This is a genomic window from Comamonas sp. F1-6 (assembly GCF_039581415.1).
GTDB lineage: Bacteria > Pseudomonadota > Gammaproteobacteria > Burkholderiales > Burkholderiaceae_C > Comamonas > Comamonas thiooxydans.
In genome coordinates, this window is sequence record NZ_JBCPWN010000006.1 from 81,169 (window position 1) to 102,449 (window position 21,281).

Consider the following 21,281-nt stretch of genomic DNA (forward strand, 5'->3'; position numbering starts at 1 on the left):
CATTCGAGCTGCAGCGCATTTCCAACAAGCGCTGGCAGCTATTGATTCGATAGTTCTCCGGCCACTCAAAAGCGCTTCATCTGGCACTGACCAGGCATCTCTGCCCTGGCCGCAGCAATCTCGCGCACTACCTTGAAGCCGTAGCCCGAGCCTTCCACATCGAAGTCCACGCCTGCGCTGCCTCTTTTTTCCATCATGCCAACCACCAGCGATTGCTGAAACTGGTGGTCTGCCGCCCGCATGCTGCCCGAGCGGCCCGCCATCTGGACCCTGGCATGCTCCATGGCGTGGGCCACGGCGACGGTGTCCGTGCTGCCGGCTTTTTCGAGGCTCTGCGCAAGAGCCTCGATCATGAGCTGCATGCGCATATGCACATAGTCGTCCTGCGGCCTGGGAAAGCGCTGACGGAAGGACTGGTAGAAGGCGCGGCTCTCGGCCGTGGGCACATTGGGCAGCCAGTCGGCCACTGCCAGCACCTTGCCCACACCGGCATCACCCAAGGCCGCCGGAGCGCCCAGTGCATTGCCGTAGAAGGTGTAGAAACGCCCTTCATAGCCTGCCTCGCGCGCAGCCTTGACGAGCAGCATCAGATCATTGCCCCAGTTGCCGGTGATCACGGCCTGGGCACCGCTTTGCTTGATCTTGACCGCATAGGGCGCAAAGTCCTTGACGCGGCCCACGGGATGCAACTCGTCGCCCACGATGCGCACATCGGGCCGTTGCACGCCAAGCTGGCGCCTTGCCTCGCGCAGCACGGCCTGGCCAAAGCTGTAGTCCTGCCCGATCAGATAGGCACTGTGTACGGCCTTGTCGTCCTTGATGACCTCCATCAGCGCAGCCATGCGCATATCGGCATGGGCATCGAAGCGGAAATGCCAGAAGCTGCAGCGCTCGTTGGTCAGCGCCGGGTCCACGGCCGAATAGTTCAGATACAGCACACGGCGCGAAGGGTCTCGGCTGTTGTGCTTGTCGATGGCGTCGAGAAGCGCCGCCGCTGTGGCCGACGAGTTGCCCTGCATGATAATGCGCGCACCGCTGTCTATGGCCGCGCGCAGCGCCGACAGCGCCTCTTCGTTCTGGCCCTTGCTGTCATAGCGCTCTATCACCAGCTCATGCGGACCGTCGGCCAGGCTCACACCGCCGCGCGCGTTCACCCGCTCGGTCGCCCACAGCAGATTGCGGAACACGGCCTCGCCCGTGTTTGCAAACGGGCCCGAAAGACTCTCCACCAGTGCCAGCCTGATGGGTTGCGCAAGCTTGGCATTGGCTGCAGCCACAGCAGCGCCAGCAATGCCGAACGGCGCGCATAGTAGTGGCAACTGCAGGTATTTCAAGACATCACGACGCAATTTATTCATCAAAAAAACCTCTTGAAATGCGCTTGCCACCACCTACCTATGAATCAAGCGGCAACAACGCAAGCCGCGCAGTTTAAAGGAGTTAAACACCATGTTCTTCGCCCCTGTGATGAGCCGTAATACCTTTGTATCCCCTCGCGCCGCCGACTTGGCCCTGCAACGTTTTCTGCAGGAAACCCTGGGCGCTGCAAGCCCCGTACAACGCCAGGTTCAAGTCAGCCGCGACGACCAATTCACGACCCTGACCCTGGATGTGCCAGGCCTGGCACGCGAGCAACTCAAACTCTCGCTGGAAGGCTCTGTCGTCAAGCTCGAAAGCGTGGAAGGCGCTGCCCGCCAGGTCAGATACACCTGGGATCTGGGCCATGAAATCGATGCTGCCAACAGCAAGGCCAAGCTCGAGCATGGAGTGCTGACGCTGACCCTGGCCAAGCTCGAGCCCCAGAGCAAGGCCGTGACGCTGAGCATCGAATAAGCGCTGGTTTACGCCGACCGGCCAGCCTCATCCTTTCTTCCATCTCCTCTTAGCAAGAGGTCGGCCGGAAAGCACAAAGCCCGCACTGCCTTGGCGTTGCGGGCTTTTTTCATGCCAATGCCATGGCCGATTCCGGGAGTTGAGCTGATTCGGCGCTTTGGCCTACAGGCGCAGACTGCCGGTGCGTGTCGCGCCGCCATCTTGAATTCCTACACTGTGGGTTCAGCCGGGTGCGCCATTGCTGCACCGCTTTCCAACCCCCGCTTGAGGAATTCACCCATGGCGAAAGTGCTGGTTCTCTACTACTCCATGTACGGACATATCGAAACCATGGCTCAGGCCGTGGCCGAAGGCGCCCGCAGCGTCAGCGGTGCCGAGGTCACCGTCAAGCGCGTGCCCGAAACCATGCCCGAGGATGTCTTCAAGAACGCAGGCGGCAAGGCCAATCAGGCCGCAGAGGTCGCCAGCCCCGCCGAGCTGGCCGGCTACGACGCCATCCTGTTTGGCGTGCCCACGCGCTTTGGCAATATGCCGGGCCAGATGCGCAGTTTTCTCGACCAGACCGGCGGTCTCTGGGTCAAGGGGGCCTTGATCAACAAGATCGGCAGTGTCTTCACCTCGACCGGCACCGGCGGCGGCCAGGAAATGACGGCCACTACCACCTGGGCGACACTGGCCCATCACGGCATGATCATCGTGCCGCTGGGCTATCCGCTGCCCGAACAGACCAATCTGAGCGCGGTCAAGGGCGGCAACTCGCCTTATGGTGCCTCGACGATTGCGGGTGCCGATGGTTCGCGCCAGCCTCATCCCGACGAGCTGAGCATTGCCCGCTACCAGGGCCAGAACGTAGCGAAACTGGCCGTAAAGCTGGCCGGATAAACGCAGGCAACCATGAAAAAAGCAGCCACCTGGGCTGCTTTTTTGCTGTACGGACTCACCTGAGCGAATCCAGCGGCCAGCGCGGCTTCACATCAAACGCGTATTCATGCAGGGCCTGCTCGCGTCCCGCCTGTATCCGCATGGCGGCAGCCATGGCAATCATGGCGCCGTTGTCGGTACACAGATGCAGCTCGGGGTAATGCACGCGGATCTTGTGCTTGGCGCAGGCTTCATTGAGCTGTTCGCGCAGCTGCTTGTTGGCACCCACACCTCCCGCCACCACCACCCGCTTCATGCCGGTCTGCTTGAGTGCAGCCATGGTTTTCTTGACCAGCACATCCACAATCGCGGCCTGCGTGCTGGCGGCCAGATCGGCCTTGCGCGCTTCCAGCTCTTCACCCAGCTTCTTGGCCTGGGTCAGCACAGCCGTCTTGAGGCCGGCAAACGAAAAGTCCAGGTCACCCGAATGCAGCAAAGGGCGAGGCAGCTTGAAGGCCTGAGGATCGCCGCCCTCCGCCAGCTTCGAGAGCACGGGACCGCCCGGATAGGGCAAGCCCATGAGCTTGGCCGATTTGTCGAAAGCCTCGCCCGCAGCATCGTCGATGGTTTCACCGAGGATTTCGTATTCGCCCACGCCGTCCACACGCATGAGCTGGGTGTGCCCCCCCGAGACCAGCAGGGCCACAAACGGGATCTCCGGTGGGTCGGCACTCAGGAAAGGCGAGAGCAGATGGCCTTCGAGGTGGTGCACGCCCAGCACAGGCTTGTCCAGCGCGGCTGCCATGGCACAGGCTGCACCGGAGCCGACCAGCAAAGCCCCGGCAAGACCGGGTCCGCGCGTAAAGGCAATCACATCGACGTTTTCGAGCTGCTCTCCGGATTCGGCCAACACCTTCTCGGTCAGCGGCAGCACACGGCGAATATGGTCACGGCTGGCAAGCTCGGGCACCACGCCGCCATAGGCGCGGTGCATTTCAATCTGGCTGTGCAGCGCATGACTCAGCAAGGTGGGCACACCTTGACCGTCCGGCGTGCGCACCAGGGCCACACCGGTTTCATCACAAGAGGATTCGATTCCCAGGATCAGCAAACTCATGGCCGCAAGTGTAGGACTTGCGCCCTCCAGATGCAGAAAAGGCGGGCATTAGCCCTGCCCGCCTTCGCTATTCAATTCATAGCATCCTACGGTTGATTCACATTGGGGGTCCCGGAAATATAGTGTTCCAGCTGATGAATCGTGAACTGCTGGGCCGAGATGATTTCCTTGACGATGTCACCAATCGAAATCAGCCCCTGCAGCTCGCGGGTCTCGTTGATCACGGGTAGATGGCGCATGCGATTGCTGGTCATCAGTGACATGCACTCCTCGCTGGTCTGGCGCGGCAGCACGCAATGCACCTTGCGCGTCATGACCTCGTCCACGCGCGTGCTGGCCGAGCTTCGCCCTTGCAAAGCGATCTTGCGCGCGTAGTCGCGCTCGGTCACGATGCCCGCGATCTCGCCACCTTCCAGCACCAGCAGTGCGCCAATGCTTTTTTCCGCCATGAGCTGCAGTGCAGCCAGCATGGTGTCGGAGGGAGAAACGCTGTAGATAGTGCTGTTGCCCTTGGTGCGCAGAATTTCGGCGACGGTCGTCATCTGGTTCTCCTTTCTGGATCGGCCTGTCATGCAAAACGCATGACGACATGACCAGTGTGAGAATCCTGCTGCATTGCGGCAATCAGGCTATGCCCGTATACAAAAACAAAAAAGGCAGCCAAAGCTGCCTTGATACTGTCACTCAATCCGGGCTCAGCGCCGACCGCCCAGCAGTCCCGCGCCCAGCTTGAACAGATCTCCGGCATCAAGCTTGCCGTCGCCATTCTGATCGAGCAGGCTGCCAAGGATGCCTCCTGCCGCACCGCCTTGCGACTGGATCTGGCCACGCTCCTGATCCAGGGCATTGCCCAGGTCGCCGGCCCCCATGCCCTGCGTCTGGACCCGATTGGCCAGAAAAGACATCACCAGCGGAGCCAGCAGGGCCAGCAACTGACCTGCATTGCCACCCAGGCCCGTGGCCTGACCCAGCCGGGACTCGGCCTGCTGCTGCTGACCGCCAAAGATATTGCCCAGGATGGCACCTGCATCCAGCTGCGAGTTACCGGCACCGGAGCCGCCTCCCAGCACCGAGCCCAGAATGCTGCCCAGCCCACCCAGGCCGCCAGCCGCACCGGCGCCACCGCCCGCTGCGCCCAGCAGGCCACCGAGCCCGCCCAACAGCCCTCCCATATCCATCGCTCCATTGGCACTGCTGTGATCGCGCTGCAGCGCACCGAACAGATCGGCAGCTCCCTGAGGCTGGGCCGTGTTCTGGCCCAGCGCACCAAACAGCATGGGCAGCGCCACACCCACGGCCTGCTCGGCCTGCACAGAGTCGATGCCCAGCTGCTGGGCCAGACCCTGCATGGGAGCGCCCTGCAGCTGGCCCATGAGTTCGTCGGTCAAAGATGCGTTAGCGGTCATTTCAACACTCCTCAAAAACAGCGCACATGGTACGCGCGCCCTGTGTCCCGAAATGTGATCAATGTTCATTCACTACGCAAGCCCCTCCCGGGCTATAGACCATTGAGGCGGCCCGCGCCCTGGACAGGGCCTCCTGCAGGCCGCAGCGTCCGGTGACGGCTTGTCTCAGAAGGAGTGCGAGATGCCCACCAGCAGCGAGCGTGGCCTGCTGCCCTTGGGAACCGAAGGTCCGGCATTGCTGGCGCTGTTGATGGTGAACGCTGCGTCGGCCTCGTTGCGGATTGCGGAGACACCCGCATACAGCTTGGTGCGCTTGGACAGCGCATGGTCGTAGCGCACGCTCAGGGCACGGGCATCGCTGTTCGCACGCGCACGCCCCTGGAACTGCCCATAGGACAGCAGCACCTGCCCTGCCGTGCTGACCGGTATGGTCATGCTGGCTTCAAAGAAGCGTCCGCGCTTGCTGGCTGCATCCGGTAGATCATCTTCGCGGGTGGAAAGCAGCAAGGCCGCCCTGGCCACCTTGAAGTCATAGGAGCCGCCCAGCAAGCGATAGCGGTCGGTGTTCTGGGCCGTGGTGCGACGCTCCCACAGCGAGGCCCCCAAGCTCCAGGGACCGCGCGTGTAGTCCAGCGAGCCGCCGAACTGGCGCCCCACACTGGTGCCGGCGTTCTCACCGAACGAGTACATGCCCCGCACCACCAGTCCCGCCATGGAAGCCGACTGAAAGCGCAGCGAGTTGTCGGCGCGCAGCACCGTGCCGTCACGGAAATAGTTGGCGGCGTTGCCCCAGATCAGGCCCGTCAGAGCATAGGAAGCCAGCGAGGTATGAAACGTGGTGTAGTGGCGACCTACCGTCAGCTGACCCCAGTCGCCGCCCATGCCGACAAAGATCTGCCGACCGAAGGCCAGCCCTCCTTGACCGCGCTCGCCGGTATCGGCATTCAGTCCGGCCTCCATCACGTACAGCGCACGCAGGCCACCGCCCAGATCCTCAGTCCCGCGAACACCCCAGCGCGAGCCCGCCAGGACACCGCTTTCCGCGCGCAGGGTGCGACCCGCGCCGGTGGACACCGACTCGGCGGCCATGTCCACCACACCGTACAGCGTGAGCTGGGATGTGGCGGGCGCTGCGGTCTGGGCCTGAGCCAGCGAGCATGTGGAGATGAAGGCAGCGGCCACGGCCAAGCCTCCCGATTGCAAGGATGTCATGAAGTCTCTCTTTTTTAATAATGGATGGGGCTCGCGGCAGAGTCCTACCGCTATCGAGCCGCTGACAGCAGCATCCGCCGCAGTTGCGGGGACACCGTGTGGGAGTCCGACGCCTCAGATGGCGCCGGCCGCGCTCATTCGAGGCGGATGTTCTTTTGCGTGATCAGGCTGCCGTAGATGCGTGCATCGTTTTCGATGCGCCTGGCCAGCGAGGCGGCGCTGGTATCGTCGATGCGCCAGCCCTGGGCAAGCAGCTTGCTGCGGATATCGGGAGCATGAAGAATCTTTTCCAAGGCCGCGGCCAGCTTGGCGCGATGCTCTGCAGGCATGGAGGCCGGTGCCATGACCGCATTCCAGACTTCGATGTCCACATTGCCGGCACCAATCTCGGGCATGGCCGGGACGCCGGGCGCGAGCGGGCTGCGCTTGCTGGAACTCACGGCCAGGGCGGCCAGCTTGCCGGACTGGACCAGGGGCATGACGGTGGAGGCCGGCAGCAAGGCCATCTGCACCTGATCGCCCATCAAGGCGTTGACCACGGCAGGACCGCCGTTATAGGGCACATGCTGCAGATTCAGGCCCATGGCTTCCTTGATCAGCTCCACGCCCAAGTGGCCGCCGGACCCCGTGCCCACCGAGCCGTAGTTGCCCTGGGTCCCGGTCTTGAGCGCCTTGAAATAGGCGCCCGCATTCGCAGCCATGGACTTGGGAGCCACCAGCACCAGAGGGGCCGAGCCGATCATGGCCAGCGGTGCGAGATCCTTGATCGGATCGTAGGGCAGCTTGCTGTAGAGAAACTTGGAGCTGGTCAACGGGCCGTTGCCGATCACGCCTATGGTGTGGCCGTCGCCGGCCTTGGCCACGGCGTCGGCGCCGATATTGCCGCTGGCGCCCCCTTTGTTCTCCACCACCACAGGCTGCCCCAGGGCCTTGGTCAGGGGCTCGGCCAGCAATCGGGCCTGCACATCGGGCGAAGAGCCGCTGGCATAGCCGACGATCAAACGTATGGGGCGGGTGGGCCAGTCAGCCTTGCCCTGGGCCTGAGCCACCAAGGGCAGGCAGACAGCGGCGCACAGCAGCAGGGCAGCCCGGCGCACGGGCATCGATTTTTTTGTCATCTTCATGTCTCCAGAATCTCGGTCTCAGTCTCGGATCAACAATCGGCGTATCCAGCCATCAGTTCCATCATCGGTGGCAGGCGTCCGCTGGCGGGCAGGGCAAGCTGCGAACGGTACACCCGGGTTTGCAGGACAAAGTCCCTCTGCTGCGGCTTTTCGAGGTGATGCGCCTGCATTCGGTCGGCCCACCATTGGCTGCCTTGGGCGCATGCCGGTCCATCCAGATGCTCGGCCAGCATGACCACCGTGACTTCCCCCTGGGCCTGCTCGACAATGCGCTCCCCGCCAACGGGGTAGTGCAAGCAACGCTCCACAGGCACCACGCCCGCCGTGACACGCAGCAGACGCCCTTGCCGCACCGCCTGCTCCGCCCAGCGGGCTGCCTGCGCGGCCCAGGCCTGCGCATCGGTGGTGACGGCCTTGAGCGTCGTCAACGCCGCACCGCTGGATGCTCCAGCCTGGACCTGCAATAGGCAGGGCCTGCGCATGAAAGCACTCAGGCACGGCCGCATGCGTGCCGACCAGGGCGTGGGATTGGCGATCACATCCGCATACTCGGCCGAGTCCAGGGCTGCCAGAGACTCCAGACCGTAGAGCGTGAAGTATCCACAGGCGCCGACATAGCGATGGCCGTAGACAAAGCCTGGCAAGCCCACGCGCTCGGGAACATGCTCGAGGGCATGCCAAGCCTCGTATTCTGCGCGAGCCTCGGGCCGGTCGATGTCGTTCCACAAGGCCAGAAAGGCGCTGCTCATGATGCAGAACCCGCGCCGGGCTGAATCAGCACCTTGCTCGCCAGCCGCGCGCGCGCCAGGTCAAAACCCTGCCCGGCCTGCGCAAGCGGCACGCGATGGGTGATCATGAGGCGCAGTTGATCTTGATGGGTCTGCATGAATTCAACAACCTCCAGCCAGCAGCGCTCGGGCGTGCGATAGGAGCCGCGCAGCTGCTGATGACGTCGCACCAGGGCCGTCAGATCCAGCGGCACGGGAGCGGAATGAATGCCGGCGATCACCAGCACGCCATGGGTCTTGAGCGCTCGCAGGGCCGGCGCCAGCACGGCAGCCGCCCCGGTGGCTTCGATCACCACATCAAAGAGAGCTTGTTGCGTGTACGCGGCAAGGGCTTCGTCGATGTCCTGCCCCTCGAAGTCCAGCAAATCCTCGAACCCCATGGAGCGCAGGACCTCCAGCCGCGCGGCATCGCCATGGCCGGCAACCACCACCTGGGCCGCCCCTGCGGCACGCGCAAACAGCGCAATGCCCTGACCGATATTGCCGGGCCCCAGGATCAGCACGCGATCGCCAGGCTGGACATTGCCCGTGCGCACGGCTTCGAAGCTCACCGACAGCGGCTCGGCCAATGCCGCAACCTCGGGGTCCACGCCGTGTGGAATCGGCACGCAATTGCGCAGGGGCACGGCCACATACTCGGCAAAGCCCCCATGGCGCATGACACCGATGCCGCGGCGGGTGGTGCAGGCATCGAAGTCGCCGGCACTGCAACTGGGGCATCTGCCGCAGGTGACCGAAGGCCGCACCGCCACCAACTGGCCCAGGGGCAGGTGCTCGGCCCCCTCGCCTCTGGCCACGATCTCGCCGCTGAACTCGTGACCCACGGTCACCGGCAGCGCGGCCTGCAAAAAGTGATAGCTCGCCGTCCAGGCATCGATATGCAGATCCGTACCACAGACACCGGTGGAATGAACCCGCAGCAGCACCTCACCTGCGGCAGGCGACGGCATGTCGACCTCGTTGAGCTTCAGTCCCTTGGCGGACTCGGTTTTTTGCAAGGCTTGCATGAGAGAGGCAATGCATGCGTGGACATGCATCTCAGAACGAACAGGATCGGCAGTGTTGCCGCCATTCATTCATATGTCCAACACTGATTTAATATAAAACTCATACTTTCTAAATATGGATTTATTCAGGCATGGAACTGAGACATCTGCGCTATTTCGTGGCGGTTGCCGAGCAGGGCAACGTCAGCAGGGCCGCCCGCAAGCTATTCATCGCCCAGCCGCCGTTGTCGCAGCAGCTCAAGCAACTCGAGGATGAGGTCGGCACGCAGCTCTTCACCCGCCTGCCGCGCGGCATGCAGCTCACCGCTGCGGGCGAGTCGCTGCTGGAAGATGCGCGCGCCATATTGGCGCGTGCCGAGCAAGCCCCCTTGCGCGCGCGCGAACGAGAGCGCAGCAGCCAGACCGTGCTGCGCCTGGGGCTGGTTCCCTCGGCCATGCAGTCACTGCTGCCCGGCTTGCTGCGGGATGTGGCAAAGGCCGGCTGTGATGTGCAGATCGAAGCTCGCGAAATGATTTCCTCCCAGCAGCAGCGGGCCTTGCGCCAGGGCGAGCTGGAACTCGGCTTTGCCCGCCCCGGGCACAGGGAGGCCGACGAGCTTGAGCTGGCCAGCATTGATGACCCCTATTGCCTGGCAGTTCCGGCCTCCCACCCTCTGGCCGGAGGCAGTGGAATGCTGGATCTTCAAGCTGCCGTGCATCAGCCCTTTGTGGGCTTCACCCGCTATCAGGACACTGACTACTTCGATCGCACTGTCGCGCTGTGCGCCGAGGCCGGCTTCACTCCGCTGATACGCCACGAGGCTGGCCAGCTGGTGAATGTGCTGGCACTCGTGGCCTGCGGTCTGGGCGTGGCCATCGTGCCGGCATCCTTCGCGATGTTCCACCGCGAGCAGATCGTGTTCCGGCCGCTTCGGGCTTCGCGCCAGGTCAGCCGGCTCGCCGTCCTGGCGTCTGCCGAAGCGCTCAAGAGCAACCCGATGCTGGACCTTGTCGTCCAGCTCGCGCAATCCCAGCTGCAGGCCCTGGCTGCACAGCTGGCGCAACAGGGAGCGACGGAGTCTCGAGCACAGCCGGTTTGATTTATATAACCAAATCGTCTGACAACTCATGGTTTTTATAGCGACAATTACGTTAATCATGAGCATCAGCCACTACATCAAGGAAATCGGTCGCGGCACCAAGGGCGCGCGCTCTCTTTCGCGGGCCCAGGCCTGCGATCTGATGGGGCAGGTGCTGGACGGCAAGGTCAGCGATCTGGAGCTGGGCGGCTTTTGCATTGCCATGCGTTTCAAGGGCGAAAGCGCCGAAGAGCTGGCAGGCTTTCTCGACGCCACCCAGCAACGTCTGCCCGTGTGGCCGCAGGCCCATAAGGCCCAGCCCGTGGTGGTCATCCCCAGCTACAACGGCTCGCGCAAGCTGGCCAACCTCACACCGCTGCTGGCTGGTTTGCTGGCGCAGCAAGGCCTGCCGGTGCTGGTGCACGGCAGCCATACCGAAGACAAGCGCCTGGGCACGGACCAGGTGTGGCGGCAACTCGGCTGGACGGCCATCGAGCGCCCCGTCGCTCTGGAGCCTGGAGACAAGGTCTGGATGCAGACCCGTCACCTGCTGGCGCCGCTGGATCGGCTGCTGCAGATTCGCCGCCAGATGGGCCTGCGCAACCCCTCGCACAGCATCGTCAAACTGCTGGACCCCATCCATGGCAGCAGCACCGCGCAATCCGGGCTGGTGCTGGCCAGCTATACCCACCCGGCCTATGCCCAGCCCATGCTCCAGACGCTGGCCCTGCGCGCAACCAGTGCGCTGCTGGTGCGCGGCACGGAGGGCGAGGCCGTGGCCGCTCCTCACCGCGAACCCGTGAGCACGGGTGTGATTGCCGGAGAAATCTGCTTTGAGCGCTCTTCCCTGCACAGCAGCCAGCTCGCATCCGGCACCGAGATCAGTGCCCCGGAACAAGATCTGAATGCCGAGCAGACAGCCCGGCTGACGCTGGACATTCTGAACGGCCAGTTGCCTGTGCCGGCGCCGATCGCGCAACAATTGGAACAGATACAAGCCCTGCACCAGGCCATGCAGGTCACCGATGCCGGCGCTGCCGCCAGCCGCGCCGCACTGCAAGCCTATAACCGCAGCCCCGACTGAGACCCCCACAATGACTGCCATTTCCCACAGCCCCAATCAGCGCGGCTCCTGCACCCTGGTGGGTGCCGGCCCCGGCGACCCCGAGCTGCTGACCATCAAGGCCGCCAAGGCCATTGCCGCAGCCAGCGTGCTGTTTGTCGACGATCTGGTCAGCGATGGTGTGATGAGCCACGCCTCGCCATCTGCCCGCGTGGTCTATGTGGGCAAGCGCGGCGGCTGCAAGAGCACCCCCCAGGCCTTTATCGAAAAGCTCATGATTGCTGCCGTGCAGGACGGCGAACGCGTGGTGCGCCTCAAGGGCGGGGACCCCTTCATCTTTGGCCGTGGCGGCGAAGAGGTCGAACATCTGCGTGAGGCCGGTATCGAGGTGGATGTAATCAATGGCATCACCTCCGGTCTCGCGGGCCTGACCAGCCTGGGCGCCCCGCTGACCCACCGCGACCGCGCGCATGGCGTGCTTTTCATGACCGGCCATGCCAAACCCGGCGACAGCGGCCCCGACTGGCGCCAGATTGCTGTCACGGCCCATGCGGCCAAGCTGACGCTGGTGATCTACATGGGAGTGAGCAGCGTGGAGCGCATCAGCAGCGAGTTGCTCAGCGGCCTGCCCGGCAGCACGCCCGTTGCCGTGATCCAGCATGCCAGCCTGCCGCAGCAGCGGCATGCGCTGACTTTGCTGAAGGATTTGCCGCAGAGCATTGCCGAGCATCAGCTGGGCAGCCCCAGCATCATCATCGTCGGCGATGTGGTCCAGGGTATTGCCGCCTGGCAGAACCAGCCCCAAGCCTTGCCGCAATCAGCGGCCGCCTGAGACTGGACCGCCCCCGGGCTGTCCCGCAACCCAGGCTAGCGGCGACCCGACTCAGGGCGTACGAGTCTCGGCGAAGCGCTCGGCCAGCTCCTTGCGCAGTTCCTTGCGGATGATGGCGGCGTCCCAGCGGCGCTTTTCCTCGTCGGTTTCGAGCTGCAGCGGAGGCACGGGGGCAGGCTTTTTGTCATCGTCCACGGCCACCATGGTGAAGAAGCAGCTGTTCACGTGGCGCACCACCTGGCTGCGAATCTCCTCGGCAATCACCTTGATGCCGATTTCCATGGAGGACTTGCCGGTGTGGTTCACGCTGGCCAGAAAAGTCACCAGCTCACCTACGTGGATAGGCTGCAGAAACATCACCTGATCCACGCTCAGCGTCACGACATAGCGGCCCGCATAGCGGCTGGCGCAGGCATAGGCAACCTGGTCCAGCAATTTCAAGATGGCGCCCCCGTGCACATTGCCGGAGAAGTTGGCCATGTCAGGCGACATGAGCACGGTCATGCTCAGCTGGTGGGATGGTGTATTCATGGGGCGCGATTCTAGAAGTGATCCGGAACGCACGCTGAACCCTTGCGCATACCCCAATGGGACAATGGGCTGCAGATATAAACAAGTACCGACTTACACCGTGCTGTAAGTCTCAGGAGTGCGTCTTGCAAGTTCTGTTTCCCAACCCCTTCGGCCAGCCCGCCGCCAGCGCACAGGAAGTTGCAGCGCTGCAGGCACACATTGGCTTCTCAGATGCTTATGCGCAGTTTCTGATCACACAGAACGGCTTTTCCATGTATGCGCTGGAACAGGCCTCAGACCACGCCAGCTATCTTCATGACAGCACCGAGATTGCCAGCGAAAGCCACGCCAACTTTGCCGACCTCTTCAGCTTTGGCGCGCAACAGCATCAGGAAGACCTGAAAACCGTACAGTCCGAATTTCTGCTGGCCCGCTGGTTCGTGGCCATTGGCCACGACCAGGGTGGCAACCCATTTGTGGAAGTTCTGCACGGTCGGCACAAAGGAAAGATCGGCAGTCTGGACCACGACCTTTTTCTGGGCGCCAGCGATCTGCAGGAATTCTTCGGCGATATGGAGCTGGAGCATATTGCGGCACTCAGCCTCGCCGATCAGGCCGACGCACTGTGCGACTCCAAGCTGGGCCTGATCTGGTTTCACGCCAGTGACCTGAATCACTTTACGGCCTGCTGCATTCACTGCGACGACGGTTTCTGGGGCTTTGTAGTGGACGAGCCCAAAATCTGAGGCATCTGGGACAATCGCGGCCTTGTTCTTGCTCCATCGCTCTGCCTGCCGTGTCCTCCTCTTCACAGGTCCCCTTCCAGATTTTTGACGCCATCATCATCGGCGCCGGTGCCGCCGGCCTGTTCTGCGCGGCCCAGGCCGGCCAGCAGGGCCTGAAGGTGCTGCTGATCGATCATGCGCCCAAGGTGGCCGAGAAGATCCGCATCTCGGGCGGCGGACGCTGCAACTTCACCAACCGCGATCTGGACGTGCGTGCGCCGCACAAGCATTTTGTGGGGCAGAACCCCCAGTTCTGCCGCTCGGCCCTCTCGCGCTTCACGCCTGCCGACTTCATCACGCTGATGGACAGGCATGGCATTGCCCACCACGAAAAGCACAAAGGCCAGTTGTTTGCCGACCATTCGGCCGAGGACATCATCGCCATGCTGCTGGCCGAGTGCAGCGCGGGCGGCGTGCAGCGCTGGCAACCTTGCCAGGTCAAGAAAGTAGTATTTTCGTCATCAAACCAAGATACAGAAAGCGATTGCAGCTATCAGATTGAAACCGATCGTGGCCTGGTAGAGGCCACCAATCTGGTCATTGCCACCGGCGGCCTGAGCATTCCCAAGATAGGCGCCACCGACTTCGGCTACCGCCTGGCCCAGCAGTTCGATCTGCCGCTGATCGAGCGCACGCCTGGCCTGGTGCCCATGACCTTCGACGGCGAAGGCTGGCAACCCTACGCGGGCCTGGCCGGTCTGGCCCTGCCCGTGGAAATCAGCACCGGCAGTAAAAAGGAGCGCATGAGCTTCCACGAGGATTTGCTGTTCACCCATCGCGGCCTCTCCGGCCCTGCGGTACTGCAAATCTCCAGCTACTGGAAGCCCGGCACCCCGCTGCAGATCAATCTGCTGCCTGGCGTGGATCTGGCAGAGGTGCTGGCCCAGGCCAAGCTCCACTCGCGCAAGCTTGTGGCCAACGAGCTGGCCGCCCACCTGCCCGCGCGCCTGGCCGATGCCTGGGTCAGCCGCATGCCCGAGTTGCAGCGCCCCATCAACGAGGCCAGCGACAAGGCCCTGGCCAGACTGGCCGAGCAGCTGTCGCGCTGGGAGATCACTCCCACGGGTACCGAGGGCTATAAAAAAGCCGAGGTCACGCTGGGCGGCGTGGACACCAAGGTGCTGTCCCAGCAAACCATGGAATGCAAGACCCGGCCGGGCCTGTACTTTATCGGCGAGGTGGTGGACATCACCGGCTGGCTGGGTGGCTACAACTTCCAGTGGGCCTGGGCCAGTGCCGCCGCCTGCGCCCAGGCCATGGCGGAAAAGCAATCGGTCATGGCTTGAGCGACTGGAACCGAAGCGCCTGCCGCCATGAAAAAAGGATGGTTGAGCCATCCTTTTTTGCTGCCAGCGCCTCCGGCGCACCATCCGGTCAGGCAGAAAACTCCTTGCCTTCATAGTGCTCGGGAACCTTGAGCTGCCCCGAGGCGATGGCAGCCGACGCCTTGGCCACGCGCTCGCGCACAGCGGCGGCCACGCCCTGGCCCATTGTCAGGCGTACGGCCGCCGGGTCGCTCAGACCAATCTTGCGAATACCCGGGCCGGGCGCACCGCGCTCCTGCATGTCCTTGACGGCCAAGAACGCGCCAATGCCCACATCGGCCCAGGCGGAAGCGACGAACACCTGCGGGTCCACCGTGGTCCAGTCGATCACATTGCCAATCTGGCGCGTGCCCGCTTCGCGGCAGGCCTGAGTCACGCCATCGCGGCCGGAGTTGAGCATGGTGAAGATCACATCGGCACCGGCAGCCATCTGAGCCTTGGCAATGCGGTGCGACAAAGCGTTGTCGTCCTGATCGCCCGAGAAGTTCGTCAGCAGCTTGACCCTGCGGTCGGTATCGCGCACACCGGCCGCATAGGCAGCACGCCCCTTGAGCCCCGGGGGCACGCGAATGCCCGACATATGGCCGACCACACCGGTTTTGGTGGTCAGCGCCGCCAGCACGCCCGCCAGATAGGCCGACTCTTCCTGCAGCACGTCATAGCTGCAGAGATTGCCTCCCTGTACCGCGCCCTGGGTCACGACGAACTGGGTTCTGGGAAAGCGCGCTGCGACTTCGGCTGCGGCCTGATTGTTCTGCCCGCCATGGGCAATCACCAGTTGCGCACCCTGCTCCGCAAGCTGTGCAAGAGCCGGCACCAGCAACTCCTTTCTGGGCGCCATGCCGTCGAGAAAGCGGGTCTGCACGCCCAGCTCCTGGCGTGCTTTTTCCAGGCCGCGCCAGCCGGCCTCCATAAAGCCCTTGTCGCTGCGCGAGCCCGCAAACAGACCGCCCACCACCAGGGAACCGCCGGATGCGGCAGGCCCGGAAACTCCGGCCCTGCCGGCACAGGCCGTCAATGCCAGCAAGCCCGGCACGGCTACGGCCGAAGCCATCCATTGGCGACGCGAAATAAATGAGAAATGAGAAGCGCTGGACAAGATGAAAGCTCCTTGAACACAGAAAAACAGCGACGCGCACAGGCACGAAACCCACTTATTCCTCGACCTCGGTCACGAAATAAAGCCTCCAAACTGTATGCAATTTCCGTGCACACGGTGCTCCCAAGAAACCCCAGCGCCGGGCTCGGCTGTCCTGGCGCCTGGGCAGCACCGTGCTCTTGCATTGCGCATCCGGCCTCGCTCCGCAATACACGCGACTTGAACGCGCCGACAGTCCAAAAGGCACAATGGCGGTGCCTGAATCTGGTCTGCGACAACGCCCTGCCTGCTGCCGCAAAACCATGCACGCGCGACCGATGCCGAATTGCTTCACGCCCCATTCAAGACGCAGCCCAAGTCTTGGTCTATAATGCTCGACTTTGCTGGCATTACCCCGTCGGCCATACTAGTTAAAAAGTGGCGGGGAAACCGCTGTTCACGGCTCTCAGGCCCGATCTTCCCGAGAACCCTCTGTCAGCACAGATATATCTGGAAATTAAATGACTACCATCCGCGTCAAAGAAAACGAGCCCTATGAAGTTGCCCTGCGCCGCTTCAAGCGCACCATCGAAAAGCTGGGTCTGCTGACCGATCTGCGTGCTCGCGAGTTCTACGAAAAGCCCACAGCCGAGCGCAAGCGCAAGAAGGCTGCTGCCGTGAAGCGTCACTACAAGCGCGTTCGCAGCATGCAACTGCCTAAGAAGCTGTACTAATCGTTGATTAGGACCAGTCGGCCTTAAAACAGCCGCAAACCCGCGCTCGGGACGCCAGGCGCGGGTTTTTTGTTTTCTGGCCACTGCCAAGCCTGCCCGGCTGCGCAGTGACCTCCCAGCGCATGGACAGTCAGCGTCCGTTCGCCCACCCCAAGGAGAAAGCCATGAGCCTGAAAGCCCAGATTACCGAAGACATGAAGACCGCCATGCGTGCCAAGGACAGCGCGCGCCTGGGCACCATCCGCCTGCTGCAGGCCGCGATGAAGCAAAAGGAAGTGGACGAGCGCATCGAGCTCGACGACGCCGCCGTCATCGCCATCGTCGACAAGCTGATCAAGCAGCGCAAGGACTCCATCGCCGCCTTCGAAGCCGCCAACCGCAGCGATCTGGCCGATGTGGAAAAGGCCGAAATGGAAGTGCTCAAGGTCTATCTGCCCGAACGCATGGGCGAGGCCGAGATCACCACAGCCGTGCAGGCCATCGTGGCCGAACTGGGTGCCTCCGGCCCTGGCGACATGGGCAAGGTGATGGGCGCCGTCAAGGCCCAGCTGGCCGGCAAGGCCGATATGGGCCTGGTGTCCGCTGCCGTGAAAGCCGCGCTGACCCAATAATTGGCAACCGGCCTGAGCCGTCACGCGGCATCAGGCTCAAAAACAGAAGCTGCTTGCGCTTGCTGTACATATCTTTCAAATTAAAAACAGTCTGAAATTCATGTATATCAAACGATAGCAGCTTCTTTTTTTATAGCATTTCTGAATCCCATGGGCGCCTGTTTGCTGAAGAACTCCTGCAGGAACTCGACGCAGACCCGCACCTTGGCCGAGCGCTCCAGCCGTGTCGGATAGACCGCCCAGATATTCGCCTGCTGCTGCCACTCGGGCAGCAACTGCAGCAGGCTGCCGGCCTGCAGATCGGCCGCCACATCCCAGAGCGAGCGCAGCACGATGCCATGGCCGTCGCGCGCCCATTGCACGGCCATCTCGCCATGATTGGTGGACAGCGGCCCGGTCACTTTCACGCTGCGCTCCTGACTGCCCGAGCGCAGTTTCCAGACACCGAAGGGATGGTCACGCTCCTTGATGACCAGGCAGTCATGCGCAGCCAGCTCGTCGAGCGTGCGCGGGCTGCCGCGCCGCTGCACATAGGCCGGGGCCGCACACAGCACGCGATGGTTGTCGGCCAGATGCCGGGCAATCAGGTGCGGGGCGATCTCGTCGCCCACGCGTACGTCTAGATCGAAGCCCTCGGCCGCAACATCGACGATGCAGTCAAACACCTCCAGGCGCAGCTGCAGCGCCGGATATTGCGCAATCAGCTGCGACAGCGCGGGCGCCACCACATTGCGACCAAAGCCGAAGCTGGTGGACACCCGCAGCAGGCCGCGCGGCTGGCGCCGCGTCACATCCACCTCCTGCAGCAGATGCTCGACCTCGTCCAGAATGCGCTGCGCCCAGTGGTAGACGCGCTCGCCCTGCTCGGTGACAGCTACCCGCCGTGTGGTGCGATGCAGCAGCTTCACGCCCAGCTCCTGCTCCAGCAGGCGGATGCGCTTGCTGACAAAGGCCGGCGAAGCATTGTGCGCGGCCGCAGCCTCGGCAAAGCTGGCTTTGCGCACCACGGTGGTGAAGACACGCAGGTCTTCGGGCGAGGGCATTTTCTGCACGATCTGTAAACAATCAGGCCACGATCAGTCAATTGTATTCAGTTATGTAAGGTGCAGAATACCGCCAGGCACAGGCTGAGCCGCTGCCTCGCCACCCAACACATTCACGAGAGAGCACCATGTCCACTCCCAAAAAGATTGCAGTCATCGCCGGCGACGGCATCGGCAAGGAAGTCATGCCCGAAGGCCTGCGCGCGCTGGAAGCCGCAGCCAAGCGCTTCGACCTGCCGCTGGAGTTCCACCATTTCGATTGGGCCCATTGCGACTACTACGCCGAACACGGCCAGATGATGCCCGACGACTGGAAGGCCCAGCTCTCGGGCATGGACGCCATCTTCTTCGGCGCCGTGGGCTGGCCCGCCACCGTGCCCGACCATGTCTCGCTGTGGGGGTCCCTCCTCAAGTTCCGCCGCGAATTCGACCAGTACATCAATCTGCGTCCGGTGCGCCTGTTCGAAGGCGTTCCCTGTCCCCTGGCCGGTCGCAAGCCCGGCGACATCGACTACTACGTGGTGCGCGAGAACACCGAAGGCGAATACACCTCGCTGGGCGGCGTGATGTTCGAAGGCACAGACCGCGAGATCGTGATCCAGGAATCGGTCTACTCGCGCAAGGGCGCCGACCGACTGCTCAAGTACGCGTTCGATCTGGCCCAGAGCCGCGCCAAGAAGCACGTGACCCTGGCCACCAAGAGCAACGGTATCGCCATCAGCATGCCCTGGTGGGACAAGCGCGCCGACGATGTGGCCAAGGACTACCCCGAAGTCACGCTGGACAAGCAGCACATCGACATCCTGACCGCGCGCTTCGTGCTTCAGCCCGGCCGCTTCGACGTGGTGGCCGCCACCAATCTGTTTGGCGACATCCTGTCCGACCTGGGTCCCGCCACCACGGGCACCATCGGCCTGGCACCATCGGCCAACCTCAACCCCGATCGCAACTTCCCCTCGCTGTTCGAGCCCGTGCATGGCTCGGCGCCCGACATCTACGGCAAGAACATCGCCAACCCCATCGCCATGGTCTGGTCAGGCGCGCTGATGCTGGACTTCCTGGGCCGCAGCGAAGGTGCCTGGCGTCAGGCCCACGACACCATCGTGGCTGCCATCGAGCACACGATCAAGGCCGGTCCGCTGACGCCCGATCTGGGCGGCAAGGCCGATACCACCGAGGTGGGCAAAGCCATCGCGGCGGCCATCGCCAACGCCTGATGACTCCTGGCTGGCTGCGGCCGGCCTGATTCAAGATGAGAAGCACCCCGTGCAGACAGGACCTGCACCTGGGTGCTTTTTCACGCCTGCGCCGCCAGGCCACCGGCTGCGGCGCGGCTTCAGCCCGGGGATTTGGCTTTGGCTTGCGAAGCCGGTTTTCTGGCCGCCCGGGCCTGGGCATTGCGCTGCGCAGCGGCCTGCACCAGCGCCTGGAACGCTGCGCCGTCGAGCGCTTCGCCGACATGCAGGTCTATGGCCCGGCGCGTGGCTCCTTCAAGACTGGCATTGAACAGGCCGGCCGGATCGGCCAGGGCCGCGCCATGCGCGAAGGTCAGCTTGACCACGGCCTTGTAGGTCTCGCCCGTGCACAGAATGCCGTCCTGCGACCATACGGGCGTTCCACGCCATTTCAGTTCTTCCACCACGGCGGGCAAGGCCTCGCGGATCAGCGCCCGCACGCGGGCCAGCATGGCGCCGCGCCAGTCGTCCAGGCCGGCAATCCTGGCATCGATCAGAGCCGAAGCCTCGGGGCCGCTGACAGGTTCGGCCGAAGGTGCAGGCATGGGTAGCAAGGCAGTCATAGATGGGTCTCCATGGTTGGACCTGGAACCATGTCCGGCACAAGGCTCAAGACATGGGACAAGGATTGCACCACGGTAGCACGCCAGAGCAGAGCGGTCCCAGAGTGCCAGCCCGCCCTATATCAGGCTCATACCAGGCTCAGCCCAGCTCCCCCGCAACCTCGCGCAGGCATTCGACCAGCAAGCCCGTGGTCGGCGTCAGCGGCTGGCCACGCAAGGTGATCAGCCCCACGGGCGGCAGATCAATGGGCACGACCAGATCCAGCATGGCCAGTGTACCCAGGGCAGCATGGCAGCGGGCCACGCCACGCGCCATGAAGGCCACGGCCCCGCGCTGGTGCACAAAGGTCAGCTGCGAGAGAAAGGACGCAGTCTCCACGATGTCGGCCGGCGGATGCAGGCCGTGGGCATAGAACTGCTGCTCCAGCTTCACACGCAGCGAGGCCCAGGGCGGCGGCAGCACGCAGGGATGCTCCGCCAGGGCCTGCCAGCTGGCCGCGCCCGGCGCCAGCAGCGCATGCCCAGGCCGCACCACGGCCACCATGGGATCGTCGTACAGCGCCTCGGTCTCCAGATCGGGCGCGGCATAGCCGGGCTCCAGCCGTCCCACGAACAGATCCAGTTCGCCCAGGCGCAGTTTGGGCAGCAGGCGCGTCAGATCCCCCTCCTCCACCATCACCGTGGTCTGGACCGAACGCGCCTTGAGCCGCTCCACGGCGCGCGCCAGCAGCACCGGCGTGGCCACCACCATGGCCCCCACACTGGCGCGCCCGCGGGCACCGCTGGCCTCGGCAGCCATCTCGTCGCGCGTGCGTTCGAAACCGGCCAGCACCGAGCGTGCAAAACGCACCATGCTGACACCGGCTGCCGTGGGTTCGGTGCCGCGCGTGGAGCGCTCGAACAGAGCCATGCCCAGCATGCGTTCGACCTCGGCCAGAGTCTTGGAGACGGCAGGCTGGGTCACTGCCAGAAACTCGGCCGCACGGCCCAGGTGGCGGAACTGGTCCAGCGCCACCAGCAGCTGCAGATGGCGCAGCTTGAGGTTGGAGCGCAGCACACGATCGATCTTGCTCATGGGGCTTCATTACCTAAT

Annotated in this window: 23 protein-coding genes; 10 read left to right on the forward strand and 13 right to left on the reverse strand. The window is 63.5% G+C overall.

Annotated features, from left to right (window positions below; translation table 11 throughout):
• Positions 1-65: 65 nt before the first annotated feature.
• On the reverse strand, positions 66-1,358 hold the full coding sequence (locus AAIL66_RS08340; protein ID WP_034380045.1) for a branched-chain amino acid ABC transporter substrate-binding protein: 1,293 nt from the start codon (positions 1,356-1,358) through the stop codon (positions 66-68).
• Positions 1,359-1,449: 91 nt separating this feature from the next.
• Here AAIL66_RS08340 and AAIL66_RS08345 point away from each other — a divergent pair, with 91 nt between their 5' ends.
• Both AAIL66_RS08345 and wrbA read left to right on the forward strand, forming a co-directional pair.
• Positions 1,450-1,833 carry an Hsp20/alpha crystallin family protein gene (locus AAIL66_RS08345; protein ID WP_034380047.1) on the forward strand — a complete coding sequence of 128 codons (384 nt, stop codon included), beginning with the start codon at positions 1,450-1,452 and terminating at the stop codon, positions 1,831-1,833.
• 279 nt (positions 1,834-2,112) lie between these two features.
• On the forward strand, positions 2,113-2,715 hold the full coding sequence (wrbA, locus tag AAIL66_RS08350; protein WP_034380050.1) for an NAD(P)H:quinone oxidoreductase: 603 nt from the start codon (positions 2,113-2,115) through the stop codon (positions 2,713-2,715).
• Positions 2,716-2,770: 55 nt separating this feature from the next.
• Here the strand turns inward: wrbA and tsaD are convergent, their stop codons facing one another.
• The 7 genes from tsaD to AAIL66_RS08385 all read right to left on the reverse strand — a co-directional run bounded on the left by tsaD (position 2,771) and on the right by AAIL66_RS08385 (position 9,348).
• On the reverse strand, positions 2,771-3,811 hold the full coding sequence (gene tsaD, locus AAIL66_RS08355; protein WP_343496450.1) for a tRNA (adenosine(37)-N6)-threonylcarbamoyltransferase complex transferase subunit TsaD: 1,041 nt from the start codon (positions 3,809-3,811) through the stop codon (positions 2,771-2,773).
• An 86-nt stretch (positions 3,812-3,897) separates the two neighbouring features.
• Positions 3,898-4,353 (reverse strand): CBS domain-containing protein, encoded by a 456-nt coding sequence (locus AAIL66_RS08360; RefSeq protein WP_034352679.1) that lies wholly within the window; start codon positions 4,351-4,353, stop codon positions 3,898-3,900.
• Positions 4,354-4,506: 153 nt separating this feature from the next.
• Complete coding sequence (locus tag AAIL66_RS08365) at positions 4,507-5,217, reverse strand: DUF937 domain-containing protein (RefSeq protein ID WP_034389452.1); 711 nt, start codon at positions 5,215-5,217, stop codon at positions 4,507-4,509.
• Between the two features lie 165 nt (positions 5,218-5,382).
• Entirely contained in the window at positions 5,383-6,429 is a 1,047-nt protein-coding gene (locus AAIL66_RS08370) for a porin (RefSeq protein WP_034409321.1), read from the reverse strand.
• A gap of 134 nt (positions 6,430-6,563) precedes the next feature.
• On the reverse strand, positions 6,564-7,532 hold the full coding sequence (locus AAIL66_RS08375; protein WP_052088957.1) for a tripartite tricarboxylate transporter substrate binding protein: 969 nt from the start codon (positions 7,530-7,532) through the stop codon (positions 6,564-6,566).
• 50 nt (positions 7,533-7,582) lie between these two features.
• Positions 7,583-8,302 (reverse strand): hypothetical protein, encoded by a 720-nt coding sequence (locus AAIL66_RS08380; protein ID WP_343496451.1) that lies wholly within the window; start codon positions 8,300-8,302, stop codon positions 7,583-7,585.
• The gene (locus AAIL66_RS08385; RefSeq protein ID WP_241781308.1) at positions 8,299-9,348 is read right to left on the reverse strand and encodes an alcohol dehydrogenase catalytic domain-containing protein; all 1,050 of its coding nucleotides are present in this window, start codon (positions 9,346-9,348) and stop codon (positions 8,299-8,301) included. Before AAIL66_RS08385 ends, AAIL66_RS08380 begins: the two co-directional genes overlap by 4 nt.
• Before the next feature lie 131 nt (positions 9,349-9,479).
• On the opposite strand from AAIL66_RS08385, the gene AAIL66_RS08390 reads away from it, so the two are divergent.
• From AAIL66_RS08390 to cobA, 3 genes are read left to right on the forward strand one after another with little or no spacing between them, the layout of a single operon-like run.
• Positions 9,480-10,427 carry a LysR substrate-binding domain-containing protein gene (locus AAIL66_RS08390; protein WP_034409333.1) on the forward strand — a complete coding sequence of 316 codons (948 nt, stop codon included), beginning with the start codon at positions 9,480-9,482 and terminating at the stop codon, positions 10,425-10,427.
• A gap of 58 nt (positions 10,428-10,485) precedes the next feature.
• Complete coding sequence (gene ybiB / locus AAIL66_RS08395; RefSeq protein ID WP_034352702.1) at positions 10,486-11,490, forward strand: DNA-binding protein YbiB; 1,005 nt, start codon at positions 10,486-10,488, stop codon at positions 11,488-11,490.
• A 10-nt stretch (positions 11,491-11,500) separates the two neighbouring features.
• The gene (cobA, locus tag AAIL66_RS08400; RefSeq protein WP_343496452.1) at positions 11,501-12,301 is read left to right on the forward strand and encodes a uroporphyrinogen-III C-methyltransferase; all 801 of its coding nucleotides are present in this window, start codon (positions 11,501-11,503) and stop codon (positions 12,299-12,301) included.
• A gap of 51 nt (positions 12,302-12,352) precedes the next feature.
• Here cobA and AAIL66_RS08405 read toward each other — a convergent pair whose 3' ends face one another.
• Complete coding sequence (locus tag AAIL66_RS08405; RefSeq protein ID WP_003069412.1) at positions 12,353-12,832, reverse strand: acyl-CoA thioesterase; 480 nt, start codon at positions 12,830-12,832, stop codon at positions 12,353-12,355.
• 125 nt (positions 12,833-12,957) lie between these two features.
• On the opposite strand from AAIL66_RS08405, the gene AAIL66_RS08410 reads away from it, so the two are divergent.
• Positions 12,958-13,560 carry an SMI1/KNR4 family protein gene (locus tag AAIL66_RS08410; RefSeq protein ID WP_045839847.1) on the forward strand — a complete coding sequence of 201 codons (603 nt, stop codon included), beginning with the start codon at positions 12,958-12,960 and terminating at the stop codon, positions 13,558-13,560.
• A 50-nt stretch (positions 13,561-13,610) separates the two neighbouring features.
• Complete coding sequence (locus AAIL66_RS08415; RefSeq protein ID WP_034389458.1) at positions 13,611-14,885, forward strand: NAD(P)/FAD-dependent oxidoreductase; 1,275 nt, start codon at positions 13,611-13,613, stop codon at positions 14,883-14,885.
• Between the two features lie 88 nt (positions 14,886-14,973).
• On the opposite strand, the gene AAIL66_RS08420 is transcribed toward AAIL66_RS08415, so the two are convergent.
• Positions 14,974-16,023, reverse strand: coding sequence for a BMP family protein (locus AAIL66_RS08420; protein ID WP_242607262.1), 1,050 nt, complete (start codon positions 16,021-16,023; stop codon positions 14,974-14,976).
• A gap of 500 nt (positions 16,024-16,523) precedes the next feature.
• Here AAIL66_RS08420 and rpsU point away from each other — a divergent pair, with 500 nt between their 5' ends.
• A complete protein-coding gene (gene rpsU / locus AAIL66_RS08425; protein WP_003052999.1) occupies positions 16,524-16,736 on the forward strand; it encodes a 30S ribosomal protein S21 in 213 nt (70 codons plus the stop codon).
• A gap of 164 nt (positions 16,737-16,900) precedes the next feature.
• Positions 16,901-17,347, forward strand: a complete 447-nt coding sequence (locus tag AAIL66_RS08430; protein ID WP_343496453.1) for a GatB/YqeY domain-containing protein — start codon at positions 16,901-16,903, stop codon at positions 17,345-17,347.
• 107 nt (positions 17,348-17,454) lie between these two features.
• On the opposite strand, the gene AAIL66_RS08435 is transcribed toward AAIL66_RS08430, so the two are convergent.
• The gene (locus AAIL66_RS08435) at positions 17,455-18,390 is read right to left on the reverse strand and encodes a LysR substrate-binding domain-containing protein (protein ID WP_343496454.1); all 936 of its coding nucleotides are present in this window, start codon (positions 18,388-18,390) and stop codon (positions 17,455-17,457) included.
• A 128-nt stretch (positions 18,391-18,518) separates the two neighbouring features.
• Between AAIL66_RS08435 and AAIL66_RS08440 the strand changes: the two genes are divergently transcribed.
• Positions 18,519-19,607 (forward strand): tartrate dehydrogenase, encoded by a 1,089-nt coding sequence (locus AAIL66_RS08440; protein WP_034389461.1) that lies wholly within the window; start codon positions 18,519-18,521, stop codon positions 19,605-19,607.
• Positions 19,608-19,726: 119 nt separating this feature from the next.
• Here the strand turns inward: AAIL66_RS08440 and AAIL66_RS08445 are convergent, their stop codons facing one another.
• Entirely contained in the window at positions 19,727-20,188 is a 462-nt protein-coding gene (locus AAIL66_RS08445; protein WP_034389462.1) for a DUF1801 domain-containing protein, read from the reverse strand.
• Positions 20,189-20,327: 139 nt separating this feature from the next.
• A complete protein-coding gene (locus AAIL66_RS08450) occupies positions 20,328-21,263 on the reverse strand; it encodes a LysR substrate-binding domain-containing protein (RefSeq protein WP_343496455.1) in 936 nt (311 codons plus the stop codon).
• Between the last annotated feature and the right edge of the window lie 18 nt (positions 21,264-21,281).

Bases quoted from the DNA above. Each gene is read 5' to 3' on its own strand.
- AAIL66_RS08340 (WP_034380045.1), bottom strand. From the start codon at position 1,358: ATGAATAAATTGCGTCGTGATGTCTTGAAATACCTGCAGTTGCCACTA.
- wrbA (WP_034380050.1), top strand. From the start codon at position 2,113: ATGGCGAAAGTGCTGGTTCTCTACTACTCCATGTACGGACATATCGAA.
- AAIL66_RS08345 (WP_034380047.1), top strand. From the start codon at position 1,450: ATGTTCTTCGCCCCTGTGATGAGCCGTAATACCTTTGTATCCCCTCGC.
- AAIL66_RS08430 (WP_343496453.1), top strand. From the start codon at position 16,901: ATGAGCCTGAAAGCCCAGATTACCGAAGACATGAAGACCGCCATGCGT.
- AAIL66_RS08390 (WP_034409333.1), top strand. From the start codon at position 9,480: ATGGAACTGAGACATCTGCGCTATTTCGTGGCGGTTGCCGAGCAGGGC.
- AAIL66_RS08445 (WP_034389462.1), bottom strand. From the start codon at position 20,188: ATGACTGCCTTGCTACCCATGCCTGCACCTTCGGCCGAACCTGTCAGC.
- AAIL66_RS08435 (WP_343496454.1), bottom strand. From the start codon at position 18,390: ATGCCCTCGCCCGAAGACCTGCGTGTCTTCACCACCGTGGTGCGCAAA.
- AAIL66_RS08360 (WP_034352679.1), bottom strand. From the start codon at position 4,353: ATGACGACCGTCGCCGAAATTCTGCGCACCAAGGGCAACAGCACTATC.
- AAIL66_RS08375 (WP_052088957.1), bottom strand. From the start codon at position 7,532: ATGCCCGTGCGCCGGGCTGCCCTGCTGCTGTGCGCCGCTGTCTGCCTG.
- AAIL66_RS08405 (WP_003069412.1), bottom strand. From the start codon at position 12,832: ATGAATACACCATCCCACCAGCTGAGCATGACCGTGCTCATGTCGCCT.
- ybiB (WP_034352702.1), top strand. From the start codon at position 10,486: ATGAGCATCAGCCACTACATCAAGGAAATCGGTCGCGGCACCAAGGGC.
- AAIL66_RS08440 (WP_034389461.1), top strand. From the start codon at position 18,519: ATGTCCACTCCCAAAAAGATTGCAGTCATCGCCGGCGACGGCATCGGC.
- AAIL66_RS08380 (WP_343496451.1), bottom strand. From the start codon at position 8,302: ATGAGCAGCGCCTTTCTGGCCTTGTGGAACGACATCGACCGGCCCGAG.
- AAIL66_RS08370 (WP_034409321.1), bottom strand. From the start codon at position 6,429: ATGACATCCTTGCAATCGGGAGGCTTGGCCGTGGCCGCTGCCTTCATC.
- AAIL66_RS08385 (WP_241781308.1), bottom strand. From the start codon at position 9,348: ATGCAAGCCTTGCAAAAAACCGAGTCCGCCAAGGGACTGAAGCTCAAC.
- AAIL66_RS08365 (WP_034389452.1), bottom strand. From the start codon at position 5,217: ATGACCGCTAACGCATCTTTGACCGACGAACTCATGGGCCAGCTGCAG.
- AAIL66_RS08450 (WP_343496455.1), bottom strand. From the start codon at position 21,263: ATGAGCAAGATCGATCGTGTGCTGCGCTCCAACCTCAAGCTGCGCCAT.
- tsaD (WP_343496450.1), bottom strand. From the start codon at position 3,811: ATGAGTTTGCTGATCCTGGGAATCGAATCCTCTTGTGATGAAACCGGT.
- cobA (WP_343496452.1), top strand. From the start codon at position 11,501: ATGACTGCCATTTCCCACAGCCCCAATCAGCGCGGCTCCTGCACCCTG.
- rpsU (WP_003052999.1), top strand. From the start codon at position 16,524: ATGACTACCATCCGCGTCAAAGAAAACGAGCCCTATGAAGTTGCCCTG.